Annotated in this window: 26 protein-coding genes and 1 riboswitch; of the genes, 23 read left to right on the forward strand and 3 right to left on the reverse strand. The window is 58.2% G+C overall.

What is annotated here, in order from left to right:
- Positions 1-12 precede the first annotated feature (12 nt).
- Both glmL and glmS read right to left on the reverse strand, forming a co-directional pair.
- Positions 13-1401 carry a methylaspartate mutase accessory protein GlmL gene (gene glmL, locus ACLHV9_RS08550; RefSeq protein ID WP_407220375.1) on the reverse strand — a complete coding sequence of 463 codons (1389 nt, stop codon included), beginning with the start codon at positions 1399-1401 and terminating at the stop codon, positions 13-15.
- Positions 1401-1850, reverse strand: coding sequence for a methylaspartate mutase subunit S (gene glmS, locus ACLHV9_RS08555; protein WP_028019184.1), 450 nt, complete (start codon positions 1848-1850; stop codon positions 1401-1403). Before glmS ends, glmL begins: the two co-directional genes overlap by 1 nt.
- 85 nt (positions 1851-1935) lie before the next feature.
- Here glmS and ACLHV9_RS08560 point away from each other — a divergent pair, with 85 nt between their 5' ends.
- The 4 genes from ACLHV9_RS08560 to ACLHV9_RS08575 all read left to right on the forward strand — a co-directional run bounded on the left by ACLHV9_RS08560 (position 1936) and on the right by ACLHV9_RS08575 (position 4900).
- On the forward strand, positions 1936-2067 hold the full coding sequence (locus ACLHV9_RS08560) for a hypothetical protein (protein WP_255660306.1): 132 nt from the start codon (positions 1936-1938) through the stop codon (positions 2065-2067).
- Positions 2068-2369: 302 nt separating this feature from the next.
- Positions 2370-3140: a uroporphyrinogen-III C-methyltransferase gene (cobA, locus tag ACLHV9_RS08565; protein WP_108090307.1), complete on the forward strand. Its 771-nt coding sequence runs from the start codon at positions 2370-2372 to the stop codon at positions 3138-3140.
- A gap of 38 nt (positions 3141-3178) precedes the next feature.
- Positions 3179-4249 carry a threonine-phosphate decarboxylase CobD gene (gene cobD, locus ACLHV9_RS08570; RefSeq protein ID WP_108090306.1) on the forward strand — a complete coding sequence of 357 codons (1071 nt, stop codon included), beginning with the start codon at positions 3179-3181 and terminating at the stop codon, positions 4247-4249.
- A gap of 3 nt (positions 4250-4252) precedes the next feature.
- On the forward strand, positions 4253-4900 hold the full coding sequence (locus ACLHV9_RS08575; protein WP_108090305.1) for a bifunctional precorrin-2 dehydrogenase/sirohydrochlorin ferrochelatase: 648 nt from the start codon (positions 4253-4255) through the stop codon (positions 4898-4900).
- Here ACLHV9_RS08575 and ACLHV9_RS08580 read toward each other — a convergent pair.
- A complete protein-coding gene (locus tag ACLHV9_RS08580) occupies positions 4892-5758 on the reverse strand; it encodes an L-threonine kinase (RefSeq protein WP_108090304.1) in 867 nt (288 codons plus the stop codon). The two genes, ACLHV9_RS08575 and ACLHV9_RS08580, sit on opposite strands and share 9 nt — an antisense overlap.
- A 452-nt stretch (positions 5759-6210) precedes the next feature.
- A riboswitch (cobalamin riboswitch) is annotated at positions 6211-6386 on the forward strand.
- A 99-nt stretch (positions 6387-6485) separates the two neighbouring features.
- Between ACLHV9_RS08580 and ACLHV9_RS08585 the strand changes: the two genes are divergently transcribed.
- Genes ACLHV9_RS08585 through cobS form a run of 19 tightly spaced genes read left to right on the forward strand, consistent with a single transcriptional unit; the run spans position 6486 to position 21912 of the window.
- Positions 6486-7865 carry a cobyrinate a,c-diamide synthase gene (locus tag ACLHV9_RS08585; RefSeq protein WP_108090303.1) on the forward strand — a complete coding sequence of 460 codons (1380 nt, stop codon included), beginning with the start codon at positions 6486-6488 and terminating at the stop codon, positions 7863-7865.
- Complete coding sequence (cbiB, locus tag ACLHV9_RS08590; protein ID WP_108090302.1) at positions 7862-8821, forward strand: adenosylcobinamide-phosphate synthase CbiB; 960 nt, start codon at positions 7862-7864, stop codon at positions 8819-8821. Before ACLHV9_RS08585 ends, cbiB begins: the two co-directional genes overlap by 4 nt.
- A 12-nt stretch (positions 8822-8833) precedes the next feature.
- The gene (locus tag ACLHV9_RS08595; RefSeq protein WP_049008368.1) at positions 8834-9466 is read left to right on the forward strand and encodes a cobalt-precorrin-8 methylmutase; all 633 of its coding nucleotides are present in this window, start codon (positions 8834-8836) and stop codon (positions 9464-9466) included.
- Complete coding sequence (cbiD, locus tag ACLHV9_RS08600) at positions 9463-10602, forward strand: cobalt-precorrin-5B (C(1))-methyltransferase CbiD (RefSeq protein WP_108090301.1); 1140 nt, start codon at positions 9463-9465, stop codon at positions 10600-10602. Before ACLHV9_RS08595 ends, cbiD begins: the two co-directional genes overlap by 4 nt.
- On the forward strand, positions 10596-11201 hold the full coding sequence (locus ACLHV9_RS08605; RefSeq protein WP_108090300.1) for a cobalt-precorrin-7 (C(5))-methyltransferase: 606 nt from the start codon (positions 10596-10598) through the stop codon (positions 11199-11201). Before cbiD ends, ACLHV9_RS08605 begins: the two co-directional genes overlap by 7 nt.
- Positions 11191-11760 carry a decarboxylating cobalt-precorrin-6B (C(15))-methyltransferase gene (locus ACLHV9_RS08610; protein ID WP_108090299.1) on the forward strand — a complete coding sequence of 190 codons (570 nt, stop codon included), beginning with the start codon at positions 11191-11193 and terminating at the stop codon, positions 11758-11760. The genes ACLHV9_RS08605 and ACLHV9_RS08610 overlap by 11 nt, the downstream gene beginning before the upstream one ends.
- Positions 11753-12526: a cobalt-precorrin-4 methyltransferase gene (locus ACLHV9_RS08615; protein WP_108090298.1), complete on the forward strand. Its 774-nt coding sequence runs from the start codon at positions 11753-11755 to the stop codon at positions 12524-12526. Before ACLHV9_RS08610 ends, ACLHV9_RS08615 begins: the two co-directional genes overlap by 8 nt.
- Positions 12507-13562 carry a cobalt-precorrin 5A hydrolase gene (gene cbiG / locus ACLHV9_RS08620; protein ID WP_108090297.1) on the forward strand — a complete coding sequence of 352 codons (1056 nt, stop codon included), beginning with the start codon at positions 12507-12509 and terminating at the stop codon, positions 13560-13562. Before ACLHV9_RS08615 ends, cbiG begins: the two co-directional genes overlap by 20 nt.
- The gene (locus ACLHV9_RS08625; RefSeq protein ID WP_108090296.1) at positions 13562-14287 is read left to right on the forward strand and encodes a precorrin-3B C(17)-methyltransferase; all 726 of its coding nucleotides are present in this window, start codon (positions 13562-13564) and stop codon (positions 14285-14287) included. The genes cbiG and ACLHV9_RS08625 overlap by 1 nt, the downstream gene beginning before the upstream one ends.
- Positions 14284-15069: a cobalt-precorrin-6A reductase gene (locus ACLHV9_RS08630; RefSeq protein WP_108090295.1), complete on the forward strand. Its 786-nt coding sequence runs from the start codon at positions 14284-14286 to the stop codon at positions 15067-15069. The genes ACLHV9_RS08625 and ACLHV9_RS08630 overlap by 4 nt, the downstream gene beginning before the upstream one ends.
- Before the next feature lie 10 nt (positions 15070-15079).
- A complete protein-coding gene (gene cbiK / locus ACLHV9_RS08635; RefSeq protein WP_108090294.1) occupies positions 15080-15874 on the forward strand; it encodes a sirohydrochlorin cobaltochelatase in 795 nt (264 codons plus the stop codon).
- The gene (locus ACLHV9_RS08640) at positions 15871-16584 is read left to right on the forward strand and encodes a cobalt-factor II C(20)-methyltransferase (RefSeq protein WP_108090293.1); all 714 of its coding nucleotides are present in this window, start codon (positions 15871-15873) and stop codon (positions 16582-16584) included. The genes cbiK and ACLHV9_RS08640 overlap by 4 nt, the downstream gene beginning before the upstream one ends.
- A complete protein-coding gene (gene cbiM / locus ACLHV9_RS08645) occupies positions 16581-17318 on the forward strand; it encodes a cobalt ECF transporter S component CbiM (RefSeq protein ID WP_108090292.1) in 738 nt (245 codons plus the stop codon). The genes ACLHV9_RS08640 and cbiM overlap by 4 nt, the downstream gene beginning before the upstream one ends.
- 1 nt (position 17319) lies before the next feature.
- Entirely contained in the window at positions 17320-17601 is a 282-nt protein-coding gene (locus tag ACLHV9_RS08650; RefSeq protein ID WP_108090291.1) for an energy-coupling factor ABC transporter substrate-binding protein, read from the forward strand.
- Positions 17588-18265: an energy-coupling factor ABC transporter transmembrane protein gene (locus ACLHV9_RS08655; RefSeq protein WP_108090290.1), complete on the forward strand. Its 678-nt coding sequence runs from the start codon at positions 17588-17590 to the stop codon at positions 18263-18265. The genes ACLHV9_RS08650 and ACLHV9_RS08655 overlap by 14 nt, the downstream gene beginning before the upstream one ends.
- A gap of 11 nt (positions 18266-18276) precedes the next feature.
- Entirely contained in the window at positions 18277-19095 is an 819-nt protein-coding gene (locus ACLHV9_RS08660) for an energy-coupling factor ABC transporter ATP-binding protein (protein WP_108090289.1), read from the forward strand.
- Entirely contained in the window at positions 19092-20615 is a 1524-nt protein-coding gene (locus ACLHV9_RS08665) for a cobyric acid synthase (protein ID WP_108090288.1), read from the forward strand. Before ACLHV9_RS08660 ends, ACLHV9_RS08665 begins: the two co-directional genes overlap by 4 nt.
- Positions 20612-21163 (forward strand): bifunctional adenosylcobinamide kinase/adenosylcobinamide-phosphate guanylyltransferase, encoded by a 552-nt coding sequence (cobU, locus tag ACLHV9_RS08670; RefSeq protein WP_407220376.1) that lies wholly within the window; start codon positions 20612-20614, stop codon positions 21161-21163. Before ACLHV9_RS08665 ends, cobU begins: the two co-directional genes overlap by 4 nt.
- Entirely contained in the window at positions 21154-21912 is a 759-nt protein-coding gene (gene cobS / locus ACLHV9_RS08675) for an adenosylcobinamide-GDP ribazoletransferase (RefSeq protein ID WP_407220377.1), read from the forward strand. The genes cobU and cobS overlap by 10 nt, the downstream gene beginning before the upstream one ends.
- Positions 21913-21914 lie beyond the last annotated feature (2 nt).

The following is a 21914-nucleotide window of genomic DNA, read 5'->3' on the forward strand; positions in this document are numbered from 1 at the left end:
CTGCCTTAGGTTTTATAGGGTTAAACAATGAATACTGGTGCGAGCCGCCGCCTGCGGGTCCAGCCTGGCGACATTCGCCAGCAGAGGAAGCAGACCTTTTGCATCGCGGTAATAATCAAACTGCCCGGGTAAAAGCACGCGTCTGCTGCTGTCGTCCAGCTCGCGGTACTTCAGCCAGCGGTGAACATCAAACTGACTGGCGCGGGAGAGCCATCCCCCGGAGCCCACCACTTTGCGCACGGTGGTCAGATCGCGCCCCACCTGCAAATCGACGTTACCTACGCAGGTGCAGACCTGTTTTTTGGTGCCAGCGTGGCGCTCGCTGGCGTACCCAACGCACAGCCCGGCCAGCAGCGTGTCGAAATGTTTTTCTTCTTCGGTGACAGGCAGATAATCCGGATGTGCGACCAGATGGTGCAGATAGCCATAAAACGCTTCCTTGCGCTGAGGCTGATGGGCAAACACCGCGTTCACCAGTTCGTGTGTACTTTCGCCGACCACCACCGCCGAGACGCGCATACCGAGGTCTCCCTCGACGGTGCGTTTCACAAACGGCTCAGGCACGCCGTGCAGAACGGTATCCGGGGAGAGCATGTTGGCGCTGGCGGAATAGACGTCGGTGGTGGCACCGCCCATGTCGATCAGCATGAATTCTTTCCACGCGCTGTCGACGTCGCTGATCGCTTTCACCAGCTCGTAGACGGTCCACGGTGTTGGCATCGGCTCCTCGCCGGTTTCCCCGACGATAACGTCCAGTCCTTTCCCCTTAACAATGCGGGACAGAAAGACATCGCAGATGGCCTTGCGGGCGGCATACGGATTCGGGTGATCGAGGTCAGGCAAAACGTTGTCGACCGTAATCAGATCTTTGTGGCCAAGAATAGCCTGCACGTCGTCCTGAATATCGCGGTTTCCAGCGTAGATAATGGCGCAATCCAGCGTTGACGCTGCCAGCGCGCGGGCATTGGCAAGACCGTAGCTCTCTTCTCCGCCGTCCGTACCGCCAGTGAACAGCAGAATGTCCGGTGGAGAATCCTCCAGCGCCCGGATATCGTGGCGGTTCAGTTTGTAGGAGTAGTACTGGGCGATTTTGGCACCTGCCGAATGGGCGGTGACTTTGGCCGATTCCAGGGTTATCGACGGCACCAGACCCATTGCGGCAACGGCGAGCCCACCTTTTGCCGACGAGGAGTATTTCAGCGAAACGTCCCCGTTGTTCAGCAAAGGTCGCGCATCGGCAACGTTTAGCACCTGGTTCAGGCTGGTAAAGAACCCCTCCGCCAGGTGGTGGGTCGTCGTCGGGGTCAGAACGTGGTTGACCAACGTTAGCGCATCACCCTCCGGCGTGAAGAGCGCTGCTTTGGTCCACGTCGAACCAATGTCGACTGAGACGATTTGCATCAGAAGCCCTCTTCGAGACAAAGCTCTTCAACGCGCTGACGCTGCTGTATATCGTTCGCCATCAGCTGACAGACGTCTTCCAGGTCGTGGCTTGGGGCGAAAACGCGGTTGAAACCCATCTCTTTGAATTTGGCTTCGACGTCGGCAAAATCGTGCTTACCCACGACCAGATTACCGCCAACAAAAAGCAGGATGTCGCCGATACCGCGTTCGATGCAGCGCTCGCGCAGCCCCAGACAGTCGATGTCGCCATGGCCGTAGATGGATGAAACGACAATAGCATCAGCCCCGGTTTCGATGGCCGCATCAATATATTCATCCTGGCTCACCATCACACCAAGATTGATTACGTGAAAATTATGGGAAGTAAAAACGCGGTCCAGAACTTTATTGCCTACCGCATGGCAGTCAGCACCAATGACGCCAATAACAAGTGTTGATTTCTTCATGGGTAATCCTCTGTAGGGCTGATTGTAAAAATATTATGGGTATTAAAAATAGTTAATGGGTATTCGGACTGTTAATGGTATTGGAGTGTCTTTTGAAGACGAAAAGGAAGCAATTGATCTATTTTCAAAAAATCCTTCCAAAAATGATGATGGTAATGGTGTTTTGATGAAAGTCATTGTTATTCAATGTGTTGGTGTGGGTTTATTTTGGCTTTGATATTTATCTGTAAACGTTGGTGACAAAAGCATTGTAATATTTGTGATCGAGCGCCTGTTTTATTTCTGATGCTGGTAAATATGTTTTTTAATTTTTATGAGGGGAGGAGGGGTATTGCCATGTGGGCAGATAGAAGAAGCTATTTACTGTTTTATTGATATTGGTCATAAATGCCACTCGTGCAATTAAGGGAGAGTGATAAATACATCAAATTTTTGGCATCTGGAGGTGGGTATAATTCAGCGCTAATTTTAATTACCCGCTTTCTTACGTCTTTGAATATTTAATCTGAGGATATAACGATGAGTAAAGGGAAGGTTTGGCTTGTAGGGGCAGGGCCTGGCGATGCGTCTTTAATTACGGTAAAAGGTCTGCACTGTATCCGCCATGCGGAGGTGATTGTTCACGATCGCCTGGTTAACCCTGAGCTTCTGGCTCAGGCTCCGGCAAGCTGTCTGATTATTGATGTCGGTAAAACCCCAAGTCATCATCCGGTACCTCAGGAACAAATCAATGCCTTGCTGGTCAAGCACGCCGGGGAAGGGCGGCAGGTAGTGCGTCTGAAAGGCGGTGACCCCTACGTTTTTGGCCGCGGGGGTGAAGAGGCCGAGCAGCTGGCAAAAGACGGCCTGGCGTTCGAAGTCGTGCCGGGGATCAGCTCCGCGATTGGCGGATTGGCCTATGCCGGGATACCGGTCACGCACCGTCATTACGCCTCCAGTTTTCATATTGTGACCGGTCATATGTGCCAGGGGAACGACCCGCAAAACTGGCATGCGCTGGCGCAAATCAACGGAACGCTGATCGTTCTGATGGGAATGACCCGGCTGACGGAAATCTGCCAGCAGCTCATCGAGGGAGGCATGTCCACTGAGACGCCGGTGGCGGTAGTGATGTATGCCAGCCAGTCTCGTCAGCAGATTGCCAAAGGTACGCTGACCGATATCCACCTCGAGGTTGAGCGTCAAAAACTGCATGCTCCTGCGCTGATTGTCGTCGGTGAGGTGGTCAACCTGCAGGAGATACTGGCGTTTTCTGCATCGCATATCGCGCTGAATCAGGTTGTTGTCTGATGTTATCCTGACATTTTCGAAATGGCCGAGTGAAACGAATGAGTGAGCATGGTGGTAATGTCCTGGAAACGGGGCTGCAGTTGGGGATCGATCCCGAGTTGCTGTTGGATTTTAGTGCGAATATCAATCCGTTAGGGCTACCCGAGCGCGTCAGGTCGCTCATTGTGTCCCATCTGAATATCATCATGCAGTACCCGGACGTTGAATACCGTCATCTTCATCAGGCGTTGGCCAGCGCCAGTCGGTGTGACTATGACCAGACGATTGCCGGGAATGGCGAAACGGAGCTGATCTATGGCCTGGTGCGAACGCTTGCCCCTCGCCGGGCGATGCTGCTGGTGCCGGGGTTTGCCGAATATCGCCGGGCATTACAGCAGCAGGGTTGCGAGATAATCGACTATGCGCTGAGTGAGCAGAACGGGTTCCAGGTGGATTTCGCAATACTGGACGCCGTTCGCGCGCACAGGCCCGATTGCCTGTTCATCGCGACACCAAACAACCCTACCGGACTCATGCCTGATGCCGCTCTTCTCGATCGGCTGGCCTCGCTGTGCGAAACGCTGGAGATTTCGCTGATTGTGGATGAAGCGTTCATCGATTTTCTGCCGCAGGGCTCCACGCTGGCGCCACGGCTGGCTGAGTCACGCTATCTTTACCTGCTGCGTTCTCTGACCAAGTTTTTTGCTATTCCCGGGCTGCGCCTTGGGTATCTGCTGAGCGGAAATACGCAAACTATTCGCCAGCTGAAACGCACCCGCGAGCCCTGGTCCGTGAATGCCTTCTCGGCGCTTGTGGGGCAACATTTGCTGTTGGATGAAGACTATATTGCTCGCAGCCACGCCTTTATCGCCCGGGAGCGGGATTTCCTGTGGCAGGCGATGACGCGTTTTTCATCGCTGGTGGTCTGGGAGCCGCAGGCCAACTTTATTTTCTTCCGCTGCCTGCGTCAGGGTTTCGACCTGAAGGCGGCACTGCTTGGTCATCATATCCTTATTCGCCACTGCGAAAACTATCCCGGGCTCGATCGCGACTACTATCGGATTGCTGTGCGTACTGAAGCGGAGAACCGTCGGTTTATTGCCGCGCTGACTGACGTTTTACAAGGCTAGGCGATGGACTATTTCCCGATTTTTTGCAATCTGAAGGGTAAGCTCTGCCTGATCGTCGGTGGCGGGCAGGTGGCGACGCATAAGGCAAAGGGGCTGCTGGCTGCCGGGGCTGAGCTGCGTCTGGTTGCGCCCTCCCTGACGCCGGAACTCGCCAGCCTGCACGCGTGCGGTGACATCAAGTGGGTCCCGGCGACGTTTGCGCCGCAGTATCTGCAGTCATGCTGGCTGGTCATTGCCGCAACCAGCGATCCGCAGGTGAACCGTCAGGTCGCAAGGGCCGCCAGCGCGGAGCGTCTGTTTTGCAATGTCACAGACGACCCTTCTGCTGCCACCTTTATCTCGCCGGCTATTATTGACCATTCGCCGATCATTATTGCGCTGAGCTGCGGGGGCAATGCGCCGGTGTACAGCAAGATCCTCAAAGCGCATGTCGCAGCCCATCTTCCTCCGGGCATGCGGGAAATCGTGCGGCTGGCGGGGGTGCTGCGTGAAAGGGTAAATAGCGCGTGCAGTGATCGGGAGCGCAAGCGTGCATTTTGGGACGCGTTTTTCCGGCATGTTCCGCTGCAACAGGCTTTAGCGCAGGAACACGAGCAAGAGGTTAAGCAGCAGGTCGAGTGGCTCATTCAGCACAAGTTGCTGTCAGAGTAGCGTCACGCCGCCTTTTACCATCCGCAGCAGGTGTTGTTCAGGCCAGTGGCGGGTGAGCTGTTTTTTCGCTAACAGCCATTTCACATACTCGACATCGTCTTTATTTCTGTCCAGCATCAGCCCCACGACGCTGCCGCTGTGCGCCACGTTCACCCCGTAGATACCGCACTCCTCCACCAGTGAGAGCAGTGCGTCAAAATCCGGTTTAGGCAACAGCGTCTGGCTGGCGATGGCGCTGAGGGTTGCCGCTTCTCCCATCCGGTAAGGGTTTTGCGTCATACACGATTCCTGTACTTTTTCCCATGCGCGCTTCAGCGCTGGCGCACCGGCATGTAACCCCGCCTGACGCGGGATGCGGTGGTAATCGGCCGTGCGCAGCGTTTGCGGACTTTCGAGAACAAGCAGATCGAGATTGGGCTGGGCGTCGCAGGCAATCTGCGTGGAGGCGTCGTTATGATCGAAAAGGGTCAACTGGCGAAACACGGTACTGTCGGTGGGTTCGAGCGAAACGCAAAGCGTTGCCAGTGTGCTTTCGTCAAGCTGATGCCCCAGATGGTGGGCGGTGGCGACGGCGGTGGCGGCAATATCTGCGGTGCTGCTGGCCATCCCTTTGGCAATCGGGATGGTCGAATGAACATCAATGCGGATATCCTGGCTCAACTGCGCCGGGTAGTGCCAGTGCTGCAATAACCGCTCGACCATCGCGCGCGACAGCGGGCGTTCATCCGCCAGGGCTGAGCCGTAGCTCACCTCAACCGTGCTGTACCATTCGACAGGGCAGGAGACCAGTTTCTCACTGCCCAAAATCCAGCCCTGGATAAGCTCACCGCATGACGCGGGGCATTGCGCAACAGCCACGTTTCCACCTTTCTGGTCTGCAAATTCTGAAGCATAGTGTCATGAGAATATCCCTCGTACCTTGATATACCGCAAATTCCCGCCTGGATAATCTACATATTATTCTGCGATTCTGCTGAATACGTAACGCATCAATAAAGCCACACGAACTTACGTTGAATAGCAATATTATGTGATAGCCAGGTTTTAATGCCTTAATGAATTTTGATCACGATAAAATGAAAAAATATCAAGTGGTGCAATAACTTGTCATAGCGCAATAAATATTGAGATTTTAAGCGTAATTATCTTTGCTTTTAATTTTTTGTGATAAAACGTTGAGTTATTGAGGAAGGCGTCAATTATTCTGGCGCCACATTTTACTTAGCGTGTATTTCATTACGGTTAAGTATTTGCCTAAGGTGAAGTGAAACGCCGTAAATAGCATTGCTGTTTTATAACGCGCTATTTTCTCATTATGTAAGCCGACCGGTTTGCCACATTTGTGGTAGGGAAGGGGGTGACAATCCCCCGCAGCCCCCGCTGCTGTGATGCTGACGACCCCGTAATGACCACTGATCGTGAGATTGGGAAGGACGGGCGAGGAGGACGCTAAGCCAGAAGACCTGCCTGTCGGGAACGTTCAACAACTTCGGTGGGAAGTGGGTTGTACTGATGCATCATACAGTCGAAAGACTGGGGTTACGTGTATCTATACCTCCCGACCACCCTGGACAGGATCAGGGCCATGGCGGCAAAGCAGTACGCGTTTGTTCTTGCAGGTACCGGAAGCGGTTGTGGTAAAACCACGGTGACGCTAGGCCTGTTGAGTCTGTTAAAACAGCGTGGGTTAAGCGTCCAGCCATATAAAGTGGGCCCTGACTATCTTGATACCGGCTGGCATACCAAAGTCAGCGGTACATCCTCCCGCAACCTCGACAGCTTCATGCTTCCTGAGCCGATACTCAACGCGCTGTTCTGCGAGCATATGCAGCAGGCGGATATCGCGGTGATTGAAGGTGTGATGGGGCTGTATGACGGCTACGGCACCGACCCGAACTATTGCAGCACCGCCGCGATGGCAAAACAGCTGGGCTGCCCGGTGATTCTGCTGGTGGATGGCAAGGCGGTCTCGACTTCAATTGCCGCCACGGTAATGGGCTTTCAGCGATTTGATCCCACCCTCAATATTGCCGGGGTGATTGTCAATCGCGTCAACAGCGAATCACATTATCAGTTGCTCAAAACGGCAATTGAACACTACTGCACGGTACCCGTCCTGGGTTATGTCCCCCGCGTTGAAGGCGTCGGTTTGCCCGAGCGCCATCTGGGACTGGTCACCGCCCGGGAGTCGGTCGCGGACCTGCAGACCTGGCAGAATTTTTCCGCCATTCTCGAACGTACGCTGGACATCGGGCAACTTCTCTCGCTCAGCCAGATGGCGTCGCTGCCGCAGGGCTCCTGGCCCGCGCTCCCTGACGGGGACGCCGGGCGCGGGTTGACGCTCGCGATGGCCGATGACGAGGCCTTCAACTTCTATTACGCGGATAACATCACGCTGCTCGAACGTACCGGGGTCGACATTATCCGCTTTAGCCCGCTGCGCGATACCCATTTACCTGACTGCCAGATGGTCTGGCTTGGGGGCGGTTACCCGGAGCTGTACGCGGCACGGCTTGCGGAAAACACCACGATGCTGGCCAGCCTGCGGGAGGCGCACCGGCGAGGCGTAGCGATTTACGCCGAATGTGGTGGGCTGATGTATCTCGGCAGCACGCTCGAAGATAGCGAGGGGGCCACGCACCGGATGGCCAATGTTATCCCCGGCCACAGCAGGATGGGTAAACGGCTGACCCGTTTTGGCTATTGTGAGGCGCAGGCGCGCCAGCCCACGCTGCTGGCCGATAGCGGAGAGGTGCTGCGTGGGCATGAATTTCACTATTCCGACTTCTCTCCCCAAACCCCCGCGGTACTGGCGTGTCGCAAAGTACGCGATGGCGTAACGATGCAGGAGTGGGCGGGCGGCTGGCAGGTTGGCAACACGTTCGCAAGCTATCTGCACCTCCACTTTGCCCAACGCCCCATGATGCTCAACCGCTGGCTGACGGCGGCGAGGGGGGCGCTATGACCCTGCTGGCCTGGTGCGTCGCGTGGCTGCTCGATGTCATCATCGGCGACCCGCAAAACTGGCCGCATCCGGTGCGCTGGATAGGCAACCTGATCAATGCGATGCAGCGGAGTATTCGCCGCTGCTGTCATAGCGACACGGCGCTACGCGTTGGCGGCGGCGTCATGTGGCTGGCGGTAGTGGGGCTGACCTGGGGCATATCCTGGGGTGTGCTGGCGCTCGGACGGATGGTTCATCCCTGGCTGGGCTGGGCGATTGAAGTGTGGATGATGTTTACCGTGCTGGCCGGGCGCTGTCTGGCAAACGCTGCACGGGACGTTGAACGCCCTCTGCGAGCGGGCGACCTTGATGAAAGCCGCGAAAAACTCTCCTGGATAGTGGGACGCGATACGTCTCAACTTCAGCCGGAACAGATCAACCGGGCGGTGGTGGAGACCGTCGCGGAGAACACGGTCGATGGCGTTATCGCCCCACTGTTTTTCCTCATGCTGGGCGGTGCGCCACTGGCGATGGCCTATAAGGCGGTGAATACCCTCGATTCAATGGTGGGCTACAAGCACGAAAAATACCGTGCGATCGGCATGGTCAGCGCCCGTATGGATGACGTGGCGAACTATATCCCCGCTCGTCTGAGCTGGCTTCTGTTGAGCATCGCGGCGTGGCTATGCCGTGACGATTTCTCCCGCGCGCTGCGCGTCGGCTGGCGCGACCGCTACAACCACAGCAGCCCCAACTGCGCGTGGGCAGAAGCGACGGTCGCCGGCGCGCTGGGCATCCGGCTTGGCGGACCCAATGACTATTTTGGCCAGCGCGTAGAAAAGCCGTGGATTGGCGACGCGCAGCGCCCGATTGCGGTAGACGACATTTCCCGAACGATTCGACTGATGTGGGTTTCCTCCACCCTGGCGCTGGCGCTGTTTATCGCAGCACGCTGGTTGATGGTTGGCGTGGCCTGAGGACAAGAGACAATGCAATACATCCAGCAACCCCAGGCGATTGAAGCCAAAAGTTTCGACATCATTGGCGAAATCATTCGCGAAACGCGGCCGGAATACCGGTTTGCCAGCCCGCTGCATGAGGCGATCGTCAAGCGGGTGATCCATACCACCGCAGATTTTGACTGGCTGGATATTCTCTGGTTTTCAGATGATGCGCTGGAACAGCTTTGCGCGGCGCTCCGTCGCCCGTCAGTTATCTATACCGATACCACGATGGCGCTCTCCGGGATCAACAAAACGCTGCTGGCGACATTCGGGGGTGAATGTCGCTGCTATATCAGCGACCCGCGGGTGGTGGCGCAGGCAAAAGCGCAGGGAATAACCCGCTCGATGGCGGCGGTGGATATCGCGGTGACGGAAGAGAGCGAGAAGGTCTTCGTCTTTGGCAATGCGCCAACGGCGCTGTTTCGCCTGCTTGAGCATGATGTTGCTGTCAGCGGCGTGGTGGGTGTTCCGGTGGGGTTTGTGGGAGCGGCGGAATCGAAAGAGGCGCTGACGCACAGCAACTTGCCCGCGATTGCGGCCCTTGGGCGCAAAGGCGGCAGCAATGTGGCGGCGGCGATTGTGAACGCCATGCTCTATTACCTGCAGGGGGCGCGATGAGCGATTCAACCTTCGATGCCCCGGTATGGCATAACGGAAAGGCGTTACGTAAAGGCTACACCACCGGTTCCTGCGCGACCGCGGCAGCGAAAGTCGCCGCACTGATGGTGCTGCGCCAGCATCTTATTCATCAGATCTCCATTGTGACCCCCTCCGGCGTCACGCTATGTCTGAACGTGGAGTCGCCGCACATTGAAGGTCAGCAGGCGATTGCGGCCATCCGCAAAGACGGGGGGGATGACGTCGACGCCACACACGGCATGCTGATTTTCGCCCGCGTGACGCTCAACGACAGCGGCGAGATTACGCTTTCGGGTGGCGAAGGCGTGGGGACCGTCACGCGTAAAGGCATTGGCCTGCCCATCGGCAGTGCGGCGATCAACCGCACGCCGCGTCACACCATTGAGTCCGCAGTGCGCGAGGCGATTGGTCCGACGCGTGGGGCTGACGTTGAAATCTTTGCGCCTGAAGGCGAAGCGCGGGCGCAGAAAACCTACAACTCACGCCTCGGGATCCTGGGCGGGATTTCGATCATCGGCACCACCGGTATTGTCACACCGATGTCAGAGGAGAGCTGGAAACGCTCGCTCTCTCTGGAGCTGGAGATTAAACGCGCGGCGGGGCTGGAACGGGTCGTGCTGGTGCCGGGCAATCATGGCGAGCGTTTTGTCCGCGAGCAGATGGGCATTGATGAAGATGTCGTGGTCACCATGAGCAACTTTGTCGGCTACATGATCGAAGAGGCGGTGCGGTTGGGGTTTCGCCAGATAGTGCTGGTTGGCCATCCCGGCAAACTCATCAAAATTGCCGCCGGGATTTTCCACACCCACAGCCATATCGCCGATGCGCGCATGGAAACGCTGGTGGCGCATCTGGCGCTGCTCGGCGCGCCGCTGGAGTTACTGACCCTTGTCAGCGATTGCGATACCACCGAGGCGGCGATGGAGCATATCGAAACCTGGGGTTTTCAGCCTATTTACGGCCACCTCGCCAAACGTATCTGCCTGCGCGTGATGCAGATGTTGCGCTTTACCAAAACTCCGCCGACCTGTGACGCCATTCTGTTTTCCTTTGATAACCAGGTGCTGGGTAGCAACCGCCCGGTCGAGGCGATTGCCCGGGAGCTGCAATGTTAACGGTCGTGGGAATGGGGCCTGCGGGATTGCATCTGATGACGCCCGCTGCGCGTGAAGCCATTGAGTGTGCCGATGCGCTGGTCGGCGGAAAACGCCATCTGCTGCAGTTCCCGGCGTTTTGCGGCGAGACGTTTGTCCTGGGCGCTAACATTCCGGCGCTGCTGGCCTGGATTGAGGCGCGTCAGACGAAAAAGGTGGTGATTGTCGCCTCCGGCGATCCGCTGTTTTACGGTATCGGAACGCGAATGGTGGCGCATTTCGGTATTGCGCGCGTGCGCATTATTCCCGGCATCAGCGCGGTGCAGTACCTGTGTGCGCAGGCGGGCATTGATATGAATGAGATGTGGCTCACCAGCAGCCATGGTCGCAGCGTAAATGTTGATGAGCTTGCACGGCATCGCAAAGTGGCGATGGTCACCGATAGCCAGTGCGGGCCGAAAGAGATTGCCGCGCAGCTGGTGGCACGCGGTAAGGGCCATCGCTGGATGGTGATTGGTGAAAACCTGGCAATGGAAAACGAACGGATCCACTGGCTGCCCGTCAGTGAGGTCAGTGCCGACTATGAAATGAATGCAGTGGTGATCCTCGATGAAAGATGAACTGTTTTTGCGCGGCGAAACTGTGCCGATGACCAAAGAGGCGGTACGCGCCCTGGCCATCGCGAAGCTTGCGCTGCACCGCGCCAGCCACCTGATTGATGTCGGCGCGGGGACCGGAAGTGTGTCGATAGAGGCGGCGCTGCAGTTTCCCTCGCTGCGCGTGACGGCCATTGAACGTAACCCTGCAGCTCTGCAGCTGCTTGCAGAAAATCGCCAGCATTTTGCCTGTCACAATATCGCGATTTTGCCGGGCGTAGCGCCGTTGCCGGTGGCGGATAAGGCCGATGCCGTATTTATGGGCGGCAGCGGCGGCCATCTGACCTCGCTTATTGACTGGTCCATGCGCCAGCTACATCCAGGCGGACGTCTGGTCATGACGTTTATCCTGATGGAAAACCTCACAACCGCGCTGGCCCATCTGCAGCAGATCGGCGCGCAGGACATTGATTGCCTGCAAATGCAGGTCTCCGCACTGGCCCCGCTTGGCAGTGGCCACTATTTCAAACCGAACAATCCCGTTTTTGTTATCGCCTGTCAGAAGGAAGAACACCATGTCTGAGACGTTTGATTCCCGTTGCGTGTGGTTTGTCGGTGCTGGTCCCGGCGATCGAGAGCTCATTACGCTCAAGGGATACCGGCTGCTGCAGCAGGCGCAGGTGGTCATCTATGCCGGTTCGCTTATCAATACCGAACTGTTGGCCTATTGCCCAGAGGGAGCCGAATGCCACGACAGCGCGGAACTCCATTTAGAACAGATAATCGACCTGATGGCGGCTGGCGTAATGGCCGGAAAAACGGTGGTACGTTTACAGACCGGTGATGTTTCGCTCTACGGCTCCGTCCGGGAACAGGGTGAAGAGTTGACCAAACGCGGAATCGCCTGGCAGGTGGTGCCCGGCGTCAGCGCCTTCCTCGGCGCTGCGGCGAAGCTTGGGGTGGAGTACACCGTGCCTGAAGTCTCGCAGAGCCTGATTATTACCCGCCTCGAAGGTCGTACGCCGGTGCCGGAGCGTGAACAGCTGGAGTCATTTGCCAGCCATCAGACCTCAATGGCGATTTATCTTTCGGTCCAGCGTATTCATCGGGTGGCGGAACGCCTGATTGAAGGTGGTTATCCAGACACCACGCCCGTTGCCGTCATTTATAAAGCGACCTGGCCGGAAAGCCAGACCGTACGCGGCACGCTGGCGGACATCGCCGACAAGGTACGCGAGGCGGGGATCCGCAAAACGGCACTCATTCTGGTCGGGAAATTCCTGGGCGAGGAGTATCACTACTCAAAACTCTATGCCGCGGATTTTAGCCATGAATACCGTAAAGCCTGAGTCCATCGCGCTTTTTTGCCTGACCCCGGGCGGCGTGCGGCTGGCGAAGCGGCTGGCGGCGATGCTGCCGGTAACCTGCTTTACCAGCGAGCGTTTGCAGGAAGAGGGCTTTGTTCCCTTCGACGGCGGCTTTGCCCCGGCGGTTCGCGAGGCGTTCATGCACTACCCGTCGCTGATTTTTATCGGCGCAACCGGCATTGCGGTGCGCGTCCTGGCACCGTTAATCCACGACAAACTAAGCGATCCGGCGGTCGTGGTGATCGATGAGCGCGGGCAGCACGTTATCAGCCTGCTCTCTGGTCATGCGGGAGGCGCAAATGCGTTAACCCGCTATCTGGCGGGGATGATCGGGGCTGACCCAGTGATTACCACCGCCACTGACGTTAATGAGATGGCGGCGCTGGATACCCTCGCGTTCCAGCTAAACGCCCGGATGACCGACTTCCGGACGGCGGTAAAAATCGTCAACCAGATGCTGGTCAGCCGCCAGCGGGTCGGTCTGTGGTGGGATGAGGCGTTGACAGAAGACGTCAGCCGTTGCGATCGCCGGGGATTTATCACCGTGACCAGCCTGCAGCAGCTTCCCGAACTGGATGCGCTGGTGTGCATCACGCTGCGAAACGAGCTGCCGGAACTTCCGCTACCGCACTGGAAGCTGGTGCCCCAGCGCGTGGTGGCGGGTATTGGCTGTCGTCGCGACACGCCGTTCCCGCTGCTGGCCGCGCTGCTGGCGCGCCAGCTTGAGGCCCAGCGGTTCGATCCGCTGGCGCTGAAAGCGATCGGCAGCGTCTCGCTGAAGAAAAACGAAGCGGGGCTGATTCAGCTTGCCTCCAGCTGGCGCGTGCCGTTTGAAACTTTTACCGCTGACGCGCTGCGTGAGCATGAACACCGCTTCCCGACGTCATCGTTTGTGCGCCAGACGGTTGGGGTGGGGAGCGTCTCGGGTCCGGCAGCCTGGCTGCTGAGTCATGGGCAACTATTAGGCGAAACCCTGCGTGAACAGGGCGTCACTATTACTTTGGGAGTTTCACACTGATGTTAACCGTAATTGGGATCGGCCCTGGCTCGCAGGCCATGATGACCATGGAAGCTGTGGACGCGCTGCAGGCGGCAGAAATCATCGTTGGCTACAAAACCTATACCCATCTGGTGAAGGCCTTTACCGGCGACAAGCAGGTGATCAAAACCGGCATGTGCAAAGAGATTGAACGCTGTCAGGCGGCGATTGAGCTGGCGCAGGCCGGACATAACGTGGCGCTTATCAGCAGCGGCGACGCCGGAATTTATGGCATGGCCGGGCTGGTGCTGGAGCTGGTCAGCAAACAGAAGCTGGATGTTGAGGTTCGCCTGATTCCCGGGATGACCGCCAGTATCGCCGCCGCGTCCCTGCTCGGCGCGCCGCTGATGCATGACTTTTGCCACATCAGCTTAAGCGATCTGCTGACTCCGTGGCCGGTCATTGAAAAACGCATTATCGCCGCCGGGGAAGCGGACTTTGTTATCTGTTTCTATAACCCGCGCAGCCGGGGTCGCGAAGGTCATCTGGCGCGCGCATTTGAGCTGCTCTGCGCCAGTAAAAGCGCGCAGACGCCGGTGGGCGTGGTGAAGTCCGCCGGGCGGAAAAAGCAGGAGAAATGGCTGACCACGCTGGGCGATATGGATTTTGAACCGGTGGATATGACCAGCCTGGTTATCGTGGGGAATAAAGCCACCTATGTGCAGGACGGACTGATGATTACACCACGAGGTTACGTGCTGTGAATGATGGCGATGTGCTGGTCATCGGCGGCACCAGCGACGCCCGCGCGCTGTGCCAGCAGCTGGATGCGGCCGGAGTGGCCTACACCCTGTCGGTGGCGACGCCGACCGGGGAGCGCCTGGCGGGCGACATTAAGGGCCAGGTCCGCTGTGGCCGCATGGAGCAGCAGCAGATGGTTGCCTGGCTTACGGAGAATGCGACCCGCTGGGTGATTGACGCGTCGCATCCGTATGCCGAAGTGGTAAGCCGCAACATCATGCTGGCCTGTAAGGCTGCGGGCGTTGCGCTCAGCCGCTATCAGCGCCCCGAGCAGCTCAGCGGCCTGACCCATCCGCTGCTCTACAGCGTGCCGGGAATCGAAGAGGCCTGCGATATCGCGCGGCGGTTTGGCGAGCGCGTGCTGCTGACAACCGGCAGTAAGGATCTGGCGCGCTGGCGCGCGGGGCTGCCGGAGAAAACGCTGCTGGCCCGGGTACTGCCGGTGCCCGATGTGATTGAACAGTGCGCCGGTCTCGGCTTTGGCGTCGCAGAGATCTTCGCGATGTGCGGGCCCTTCAGCGCTGAATTTAACGCCGCGTTTTATCGCCAGTGTCGGGTTGACGTCGTGATTACCAAAGCCTCCGGCGCAGAAGGCGGCTATCAGGAAAAGGTTCAACCCTGTCTGGATGCAGGTATTCCCTGCATCGTGATTTCACGCCCGGCGCCGCTGGTGACGGGAGACGAGTTACTGGAAAGTCAGGCCGCATTTAAACAGCGTTTGTCGCGCTGGCTGGCCGCTGCTTAAGGAGTTAGAGATGAAAAAGGCGCTTCTGGTGGTCAGCTTTGGCACCAGCTATCACGATACCTGCGAGAAGAACATTGTGGCCTGCGAACGTGCGCTGGCGGCAAGCTGCCCTGACCGCCACCTGTTTAGGGCGTTCACCTCCGGGATGATCATTCGCAAGCTCAAGCAGCGCGACGGTATTGATATTGATACGCCGCTGCAGGCGCTGCAAAAGCTCGCGGATCAGGGATATCAGGATGTGGCGATTCAGTCCCTGCACATCATCAACGGCGATGAATATGAAAAAATCGTCCGCGAAGTACAGAGTATGCGTCCGCTGTTTACCCGCCTGACGCTGGGCGTACCGCTGCTGAGCAGCCACGACGATTACGCGCAGCTGATGCGCGCATTGCAACAGCAGATGCCGACGCTCGGGGCGACGGAAAAAGTGGTGTTTATGGGCCACGGCGCCAGCCACCACGCCTTTGCGGCCTATGCCTGCCTTGACCACATGATGATGGCGCAGGGTTTCCCGGCTCGCGTTGGCGCGGTGGAGAGCTACCCGGAAGTCGATATCCTGATTGACAGTCTTCGCAAAGAGGGCGTCACCGCTGTGCATCTGATGCCGCTGATGCTGGTGGCAGGCGATCACGCCATCAACGATATGGCCTCTGATGACGAGGACTCCTGGAAGACGTTGTTTAACGCCGCCGGGATCCCGGCGACGCCGTGGCTGAGCGGGCTGGGTGAAAACCCAGCGGTACGCGCAATGTTCGTCGCCCATTTACAGCAGGCGCTAAGTATGGCGTTGGAGGAGGCGGCATGAGCGGCAAACTGTACGCCCTGAGTACCGGGCCGGGCGCGTCGGATCTTATCACCGTGCGTGCCTCACGGATCCTTGGTTCGCTGGATATTCTCTACGCCCCGGCGGGCCGCAAAGGCGGCGATAGCCTGGCGCTTTCTATCGTCCGGGCGTTTATCGGCGAACAGACCGAAATCCGCTGCTGCCACTTTCCTATGAGCGCCGACAGTGCTGAAAAGGAGGCGGTGTGGGATGCGGTGGCCGACGCGTTAGTGCGTGAGGTGAACGACGGGAAACAGGTTGGTTTTATCACCCTTGGTGATGCCATGCTGTTCAGCACCTGGGTGTTCTTACTTCAGCGCATTGGCAGCCCGGACTGGCTGGAGATTGTGCCCGGCGTGACGTCGTTTGCCGCGATTGCCGCGCGTTCAAAAATGCCGCTGGCGATGGAACAGCAGTCGCTGGCGGTGATTTCCTGTACTGCGCCGGAAGCAGAAATTGCACTGGCGCTGCAGCAACACGACAGTCTGGTGCTGATGAAGGTCTATGGCCGGTTTGCGCGCATCAAAGCGCTACTGACGCAGGCCGGGCTGCTGAACTGTGCACTGATGATGTCAGAGGCCACGCTCCCTGGCGAGCAGTGCTGGCGGCATCTGGATGAGGTTGCTGATGACCAGCCGTTACCCTATTTCTCGACCATTCTGGTCAACAAACAGTGGGAGTATGCGCAATGAAACTCGAACAACAGCTTAAACAGCTGTCATTAAGTGGCCTGGCGGCGGCGCTATTGCTGATGGTGGTGCCGGAGCAGGCGTTCGCGATGCATATCATGGAAGGGTTTTTACCGCCGATGTGGGCGCTGGCGTGGTGGCTGCTCTTCTTACCGTGTCTATGGTACGGGCTGGTGCGCCTGCGTCGTATCGTGCAGGAGGATAATCACCAGAAAGTTCTGCTGGCGCTGTGCGGGGCGTTTATTTTCGTGCTGTCGGCGCTGAAGATCCCATCGGTAACCGGCAGTTGCTCGCATCCGACCGGCGTGGGGCTCGCCGTGATTCTGTTCGGGCCGGGCGTCGTCGCCATTCTTGGCGCCATCGTGCTGCTGTTTCAGGCGCTGCTGCTGGCGCACGGCGGGTTAACCACGCTTGGCGCGAACGGCATGTCGATGGCGGTGATTGGGCCGGTTGTCGGGTACATGGTGTGGAAGATGGCCTGCCGTGCCGGGCTTCGCCGTGACGTCGGGGTATTTTTGTGCGCCATGCTGGCGGATCTGGTGACCTATTTTGTCACCTCGGTCCAGCTTGGCGCGGCGTTCCCGGACCCGGCGACGGGTGCCGCGGGCTCGATGGTGAAATTCATGGGCATTTTCTGCCTGACGCAAATCCCCATCGCCATCGCGGAGGGCTTGTTAACCGTCATGATTTATGACCAGTTGACCAAACGTCAGCTGATTACCGCACAAGGATACTGAGATGAAAAAGACACTGATGCTGTTGGCGATGGTGCTCGCCCTGATCGTAATGCCATTTTTTATCGATCACGGTGGCGAATTTGGTGGCTCGGATGGTGAAGCCGAAAATCAAATCCAGGTTGTGGCACCTCAGTACACGCCATGGTTCACGCCACTCTATGAACCCGCCAGCGGTGAAATTGAAAGTCTGCTGTTTACGCTCCAGGGGTCCATTGGCGCAGCGGTGATTTTCTATATTTTGGGCTACACCAAAGGCAGACAGCGCCGTGATGACCGGGCTTGACAGGCTGAGCTACCAGAGCCGCTGGGCTCAGGTTGCGCCGGAACGCAAGTTTCTGCTCTGGCTGGCGCTGATGACTCTGGCGTTTGCGCTGCCGCCGCTGGGGCAGGGGATCGTCCTGGCGCTGACGGCGGGACTGACCTGCTGGCTGCTGCGGATGACCTTCTGGCGCTGGTGTCGCTGGATGTCGCTGCCGTTTGGCTTTCTGCTGGTCGGGGTACTGACGATCCTCTTTAGCGTCACCCGTGATCCGCATACGCTGGCGATGAGCGTTCCGGTGGGGCATTACTGGCTGGGGATAACCGCTTCCGGGCTGACCGCCGCGAATGAAACCTTCTGGCGCAGCCTTACCGCGCTGGCGGCAACTTTCTGGCTGGTGCTGAACTTGCCGTTTCCGCAGCTGATTGTGCTGCTTAAGCGGGCGCGCGTGCCGCGCCTGCTTACCGAGCAGATCCTGCTGACCTGGCGCTTTATTTTTATTCTGTTAGACGAAGCGCTGGCGATTCACCGCGCGCAGACGCTGCGTTTTGGCTATCGTAGCCTGCCAAAAAGTTATCGCTCGCTGGCGATGCTGGTCGGTTTGCTGTTTACCCGGGTGCTGATTCGCTATCAGCAGATGGCGACCACGCTGGATATTAAACTCTACCAGGGTGATTTTCCCCTGTAAGGAATCGCACCATGCTGACCACCGCCGATCTCTGGTTTCGCTATCAGGAGACGCATGTACTCAAAGGGCTGACGCTGGATTTTTCGACGCATGCCGTCACCGGGCTAGTGGGAGCTAATGGCTGCGGAAAGTCGACGTTATTTATGAACCTGAGCGGTCTGCTGAAGCCGCAGCAGGGGGCGGTGCTGTGGCAGGGGAAGCCGCTGGACTACAGCAAGCGCGGACTGCTGGCGCTCCGTCAACAGGTCGCAACGGTGTTTCAGGATCCCGATCAGCAGATCTTTTATACCGATATTGATAGCGACATCGCCTTCAGCCTGCGTAACCTGGGCGTAGCGGAACCGGAGATTGCGCGGCGCGTCGACGATGCGCTGACGCTGGTCGACGCGCAGCGTTTTCGCCAGCAGCCGATCCAGTGCCTGAGCCATGGGCAAAAGAAGCGGGTCGCCATTGCCGGGGCGCTGGTGCTGGGGGCGCGCTATCTTCTGCTGGACGAACCCACGGCCGGGCTTGATCCTTCAGGACGCTCGCAGATGATCGAGATCATCAGGCGCATTGTGGCGCAGGGGAACCACGTGGTGATCTCCAGCCATGATATTGACCTGATTTACGAAGTCAGCGATGCCGTCTACGTGCTGCGCCAGGGAGAAGTACTGGCTCACGGCGCGCCGGGTGAGGTCTTCGCCCGCGGCGAACTGATGGAACGGGCCGGATTAACGCAGCCCTGGCTCGTCAAACTGCACGCGCAGCTTGGCCTGCCGTTGTGTAAAACCGAAGATGAATTTTTCAGCCGCATGCGAAAACAAAACGCAATGAAGGAGGCCTCATGACGCAGGCAATTATGTTGCAGGGCACCGCTTCTGACGTCGGCAAAAGCGTCCTGGTGGCGGGGCTGTGCCGGATTTTTTATCAGGATGGCCTGCGTACCGCGCCGTTTAAGTCGCAGAATATGGCGCTCAATTCTGGTATCACGCCGGAGGGAAAAGAGATGGGTCGCGCGCAGATCCTTCAGGCGCAGGCGGCGGGGATTACGCCGGACGTACGGATGAATCCGGTATTGTTAAAACCAACCAGCGACCGTAAAGCGCAGGTGGTGCTGATGGGGCAGGTGGCGACCGATATGGACGCGGTCAGCTACCACGAGTACAAACCGCGCCTGCGGGAGCAGATCCGCGATGTCTATAACAGCCTGGCCGGGGAGTATGACGTGCTGGTGCTGGAAGGTGCGGGCAGCCCGGCGGAGATCAACCTGCGCGATCGCGATATCGTCAACATGGGCATGGCCGAAATGGCGCAATGCCCGGTGATCCTCGTGGCGGACATTGACAGAGGCGGCGTATTTGCCGCCATCTACGGTACGCTGGCGCTTCTGCACGACCACGAGCGGGCGCGCGTGAAAGGGGTCATCATCAATAAATTTCGTGGCGATGTTGCGCTGCTTTACTCGGGCATTGAGCAGATTGAAAATCTGACCGGCGTGCCGGTACTGGGCGTTATGCCGTGGCTGGATGTCGATCTGGAAGATGAAGACGGCGTGGCGCTGCAAAAGGGAAAATACCTGCGAACCGCGCGGCGCGATATCGACATCGCCGTGGTGCAGGTACCGCATATCTCCAATTTCACCGATTTTAACGCCCTGGCGGCGCAGCCCGATGTTCGCGTGCGCTATGTCCGTTATCCCCAGGAGCTGGCGGGGGCTGACCTCGTGATTCTACCCGGCAGTAAAAATACGCTGGGGGATCTGGCCTGGCTGCGGGAAAGCGGTATGGCGCACGCGGTGCTCCAGTCACACCAGCAGAACGTACCCGTCATGGGCATTTGCGGCGGCTACCAGATGCTTGGCGACACCATCATCGATGAGGTGGAATCTGGTATGGGAACCCAGCCAGGGCTGGGTCTGCTCCATACCGTGACCCGCTTCGCGCAGCGAAAAACCACGACGCAGGTTTCGGCGCAGATGGCGTCGGCGCTCCCGGCGTGGCTTAAGTCGGCGGCGGGCATTAAGGTGCAGGGTTATGAGATTCATATGGGAGAGACCCGTCTGACAGCCGACGATTATCCGGCACTGTTTCTGGAAAAAGAGGGCGAGCGCATAGCGGACGGCGCCATCAGCGCGGACGGGCAGGTGATAGGGACGTATCTCCACGGGTTGTTCGATAACGATGCCTTCACGCGCGCGATGGTGGATGGCTTACGCCAGCGCAAAGGATTGGCACCATTAGACGTTGCGGTAGATTACGCGGGCTACAAAGCGCAACAGTTTGATCTCTTAGCCAGCGCGATGAGAGAACACATTGATATTAAAAAGATCTATCAAATAATGCAGGAGCATCAGGAGGTGGGGGCATGATTTTAGTCACCGGAGGCGCGCGCAGCGGGAAAAGTGCGCACGTCGAACAGCTGGCGGCGGCGCAGTGCGAGCGTGTGCTGTATATCGCGACGTCGGTGATTACCGATGAAGAGATGGCGCTGCGCGTTGACAAGCACCGCGCACAGCGTCCTGCGCACTGGCGAACCTGGGAAGGGTATCGCGATCTGGGCGACGTGATTCGCCATCAGGTGCAGCCGGGCGAAGGCGTGGTTCTGGAATGCGTCACCACTCTGTTGTCGAACCTGCTCTATGACGCCAGCGGCGGCGCTTCGCCGGAGACCCTCGATTTTTCCGCGCTTGAGGCGGTGCTGCAACAGCAGGTGGACGACCTGATTGCGGCCTGCCAGCAGTCGGCGGGGCAGGTTTATATTGTGACCAATGAGCTGGGCATGAGCATCACGCCCGAGAATCGGCTGGCGCGTCATTTTGTTGATATTGCCGGTCGCGCGAACCAAAGGCTGGCGCAGGCGGCGCAGGAAGTGTGGCTGGTTGTCTCGGGAATTGGAGTAAAGATTAAATGCCGTTAAAAATGTTGTGGGCGACGCTGGGATTTATTACCCGCATTCCGGTGCCGCAAAAATGGAGCGACGGCGTTGAATTTTCACAGTATGGCCGTGGCGTCCCCTGGTTCCCCGTAGTGGGCCTGATCGTTGGGGTTTTGGCCGCCTTAGGCTATCTGGCGGTGAGCCAGACCGGCGGGGGGATTTATATCGGTGCCGTCGCCTGGGTACTGGCACTGGTGCTGCTGACCGGTGGGTTTCATCTGGACGGTCTGGCGGACACTTGTGATGGCGTGTTTTCTGCCCGCACCCGCGAACGGATGCTGGAGATTATGCGCGATAGCCGGTTGGGGACCTACGGCGGTCTGGCTATCGTATTCTGCATCCTTATCAAGGTCGCAGCGGTGATCTCTCTGGCTCACCTTCCGGTTCATACCCTGTTTGCGCTGCTGGTGTGCGCGCCGATCGTCGGGCGAACGGGAATGGTGTTGGTCATGTACCGGCAGCACTACGCGCGCGAAGGTGCAGGGATGGCAAACGCCTATCTCGGCCATATCAGCGGCAAAGAGACGCTCATCACCCTCTGCATCGGCGTGGCGCTCGTGGGGCTGCTGGCGGGGATGCAGGGGCTGGTCGCCAGCGTTATCACCTGGATTGTCGTCAACGCCGTAAAGACCTTTTTAAGCCGCCGACTGAACGGGCTGACGGGGGATACCCTGGGCGCGATGGAGGAGATCGGCGAAATGGCCTTCCTTCTGGCGCTTCTGTGGTTCTGATG

Origin of the sequence: Enterobacter sp. CPE_E890 (assembly GCF_046521475.1) — a bacterium.
In the GTDB taxonomy this organism is placed as follows: Bacteria; Pseudomonadota; Gammaproteobacteria; order Enterobacterales; family Enterobacteriaceae; genus Enterobacter; species Enterobacter adelaidei.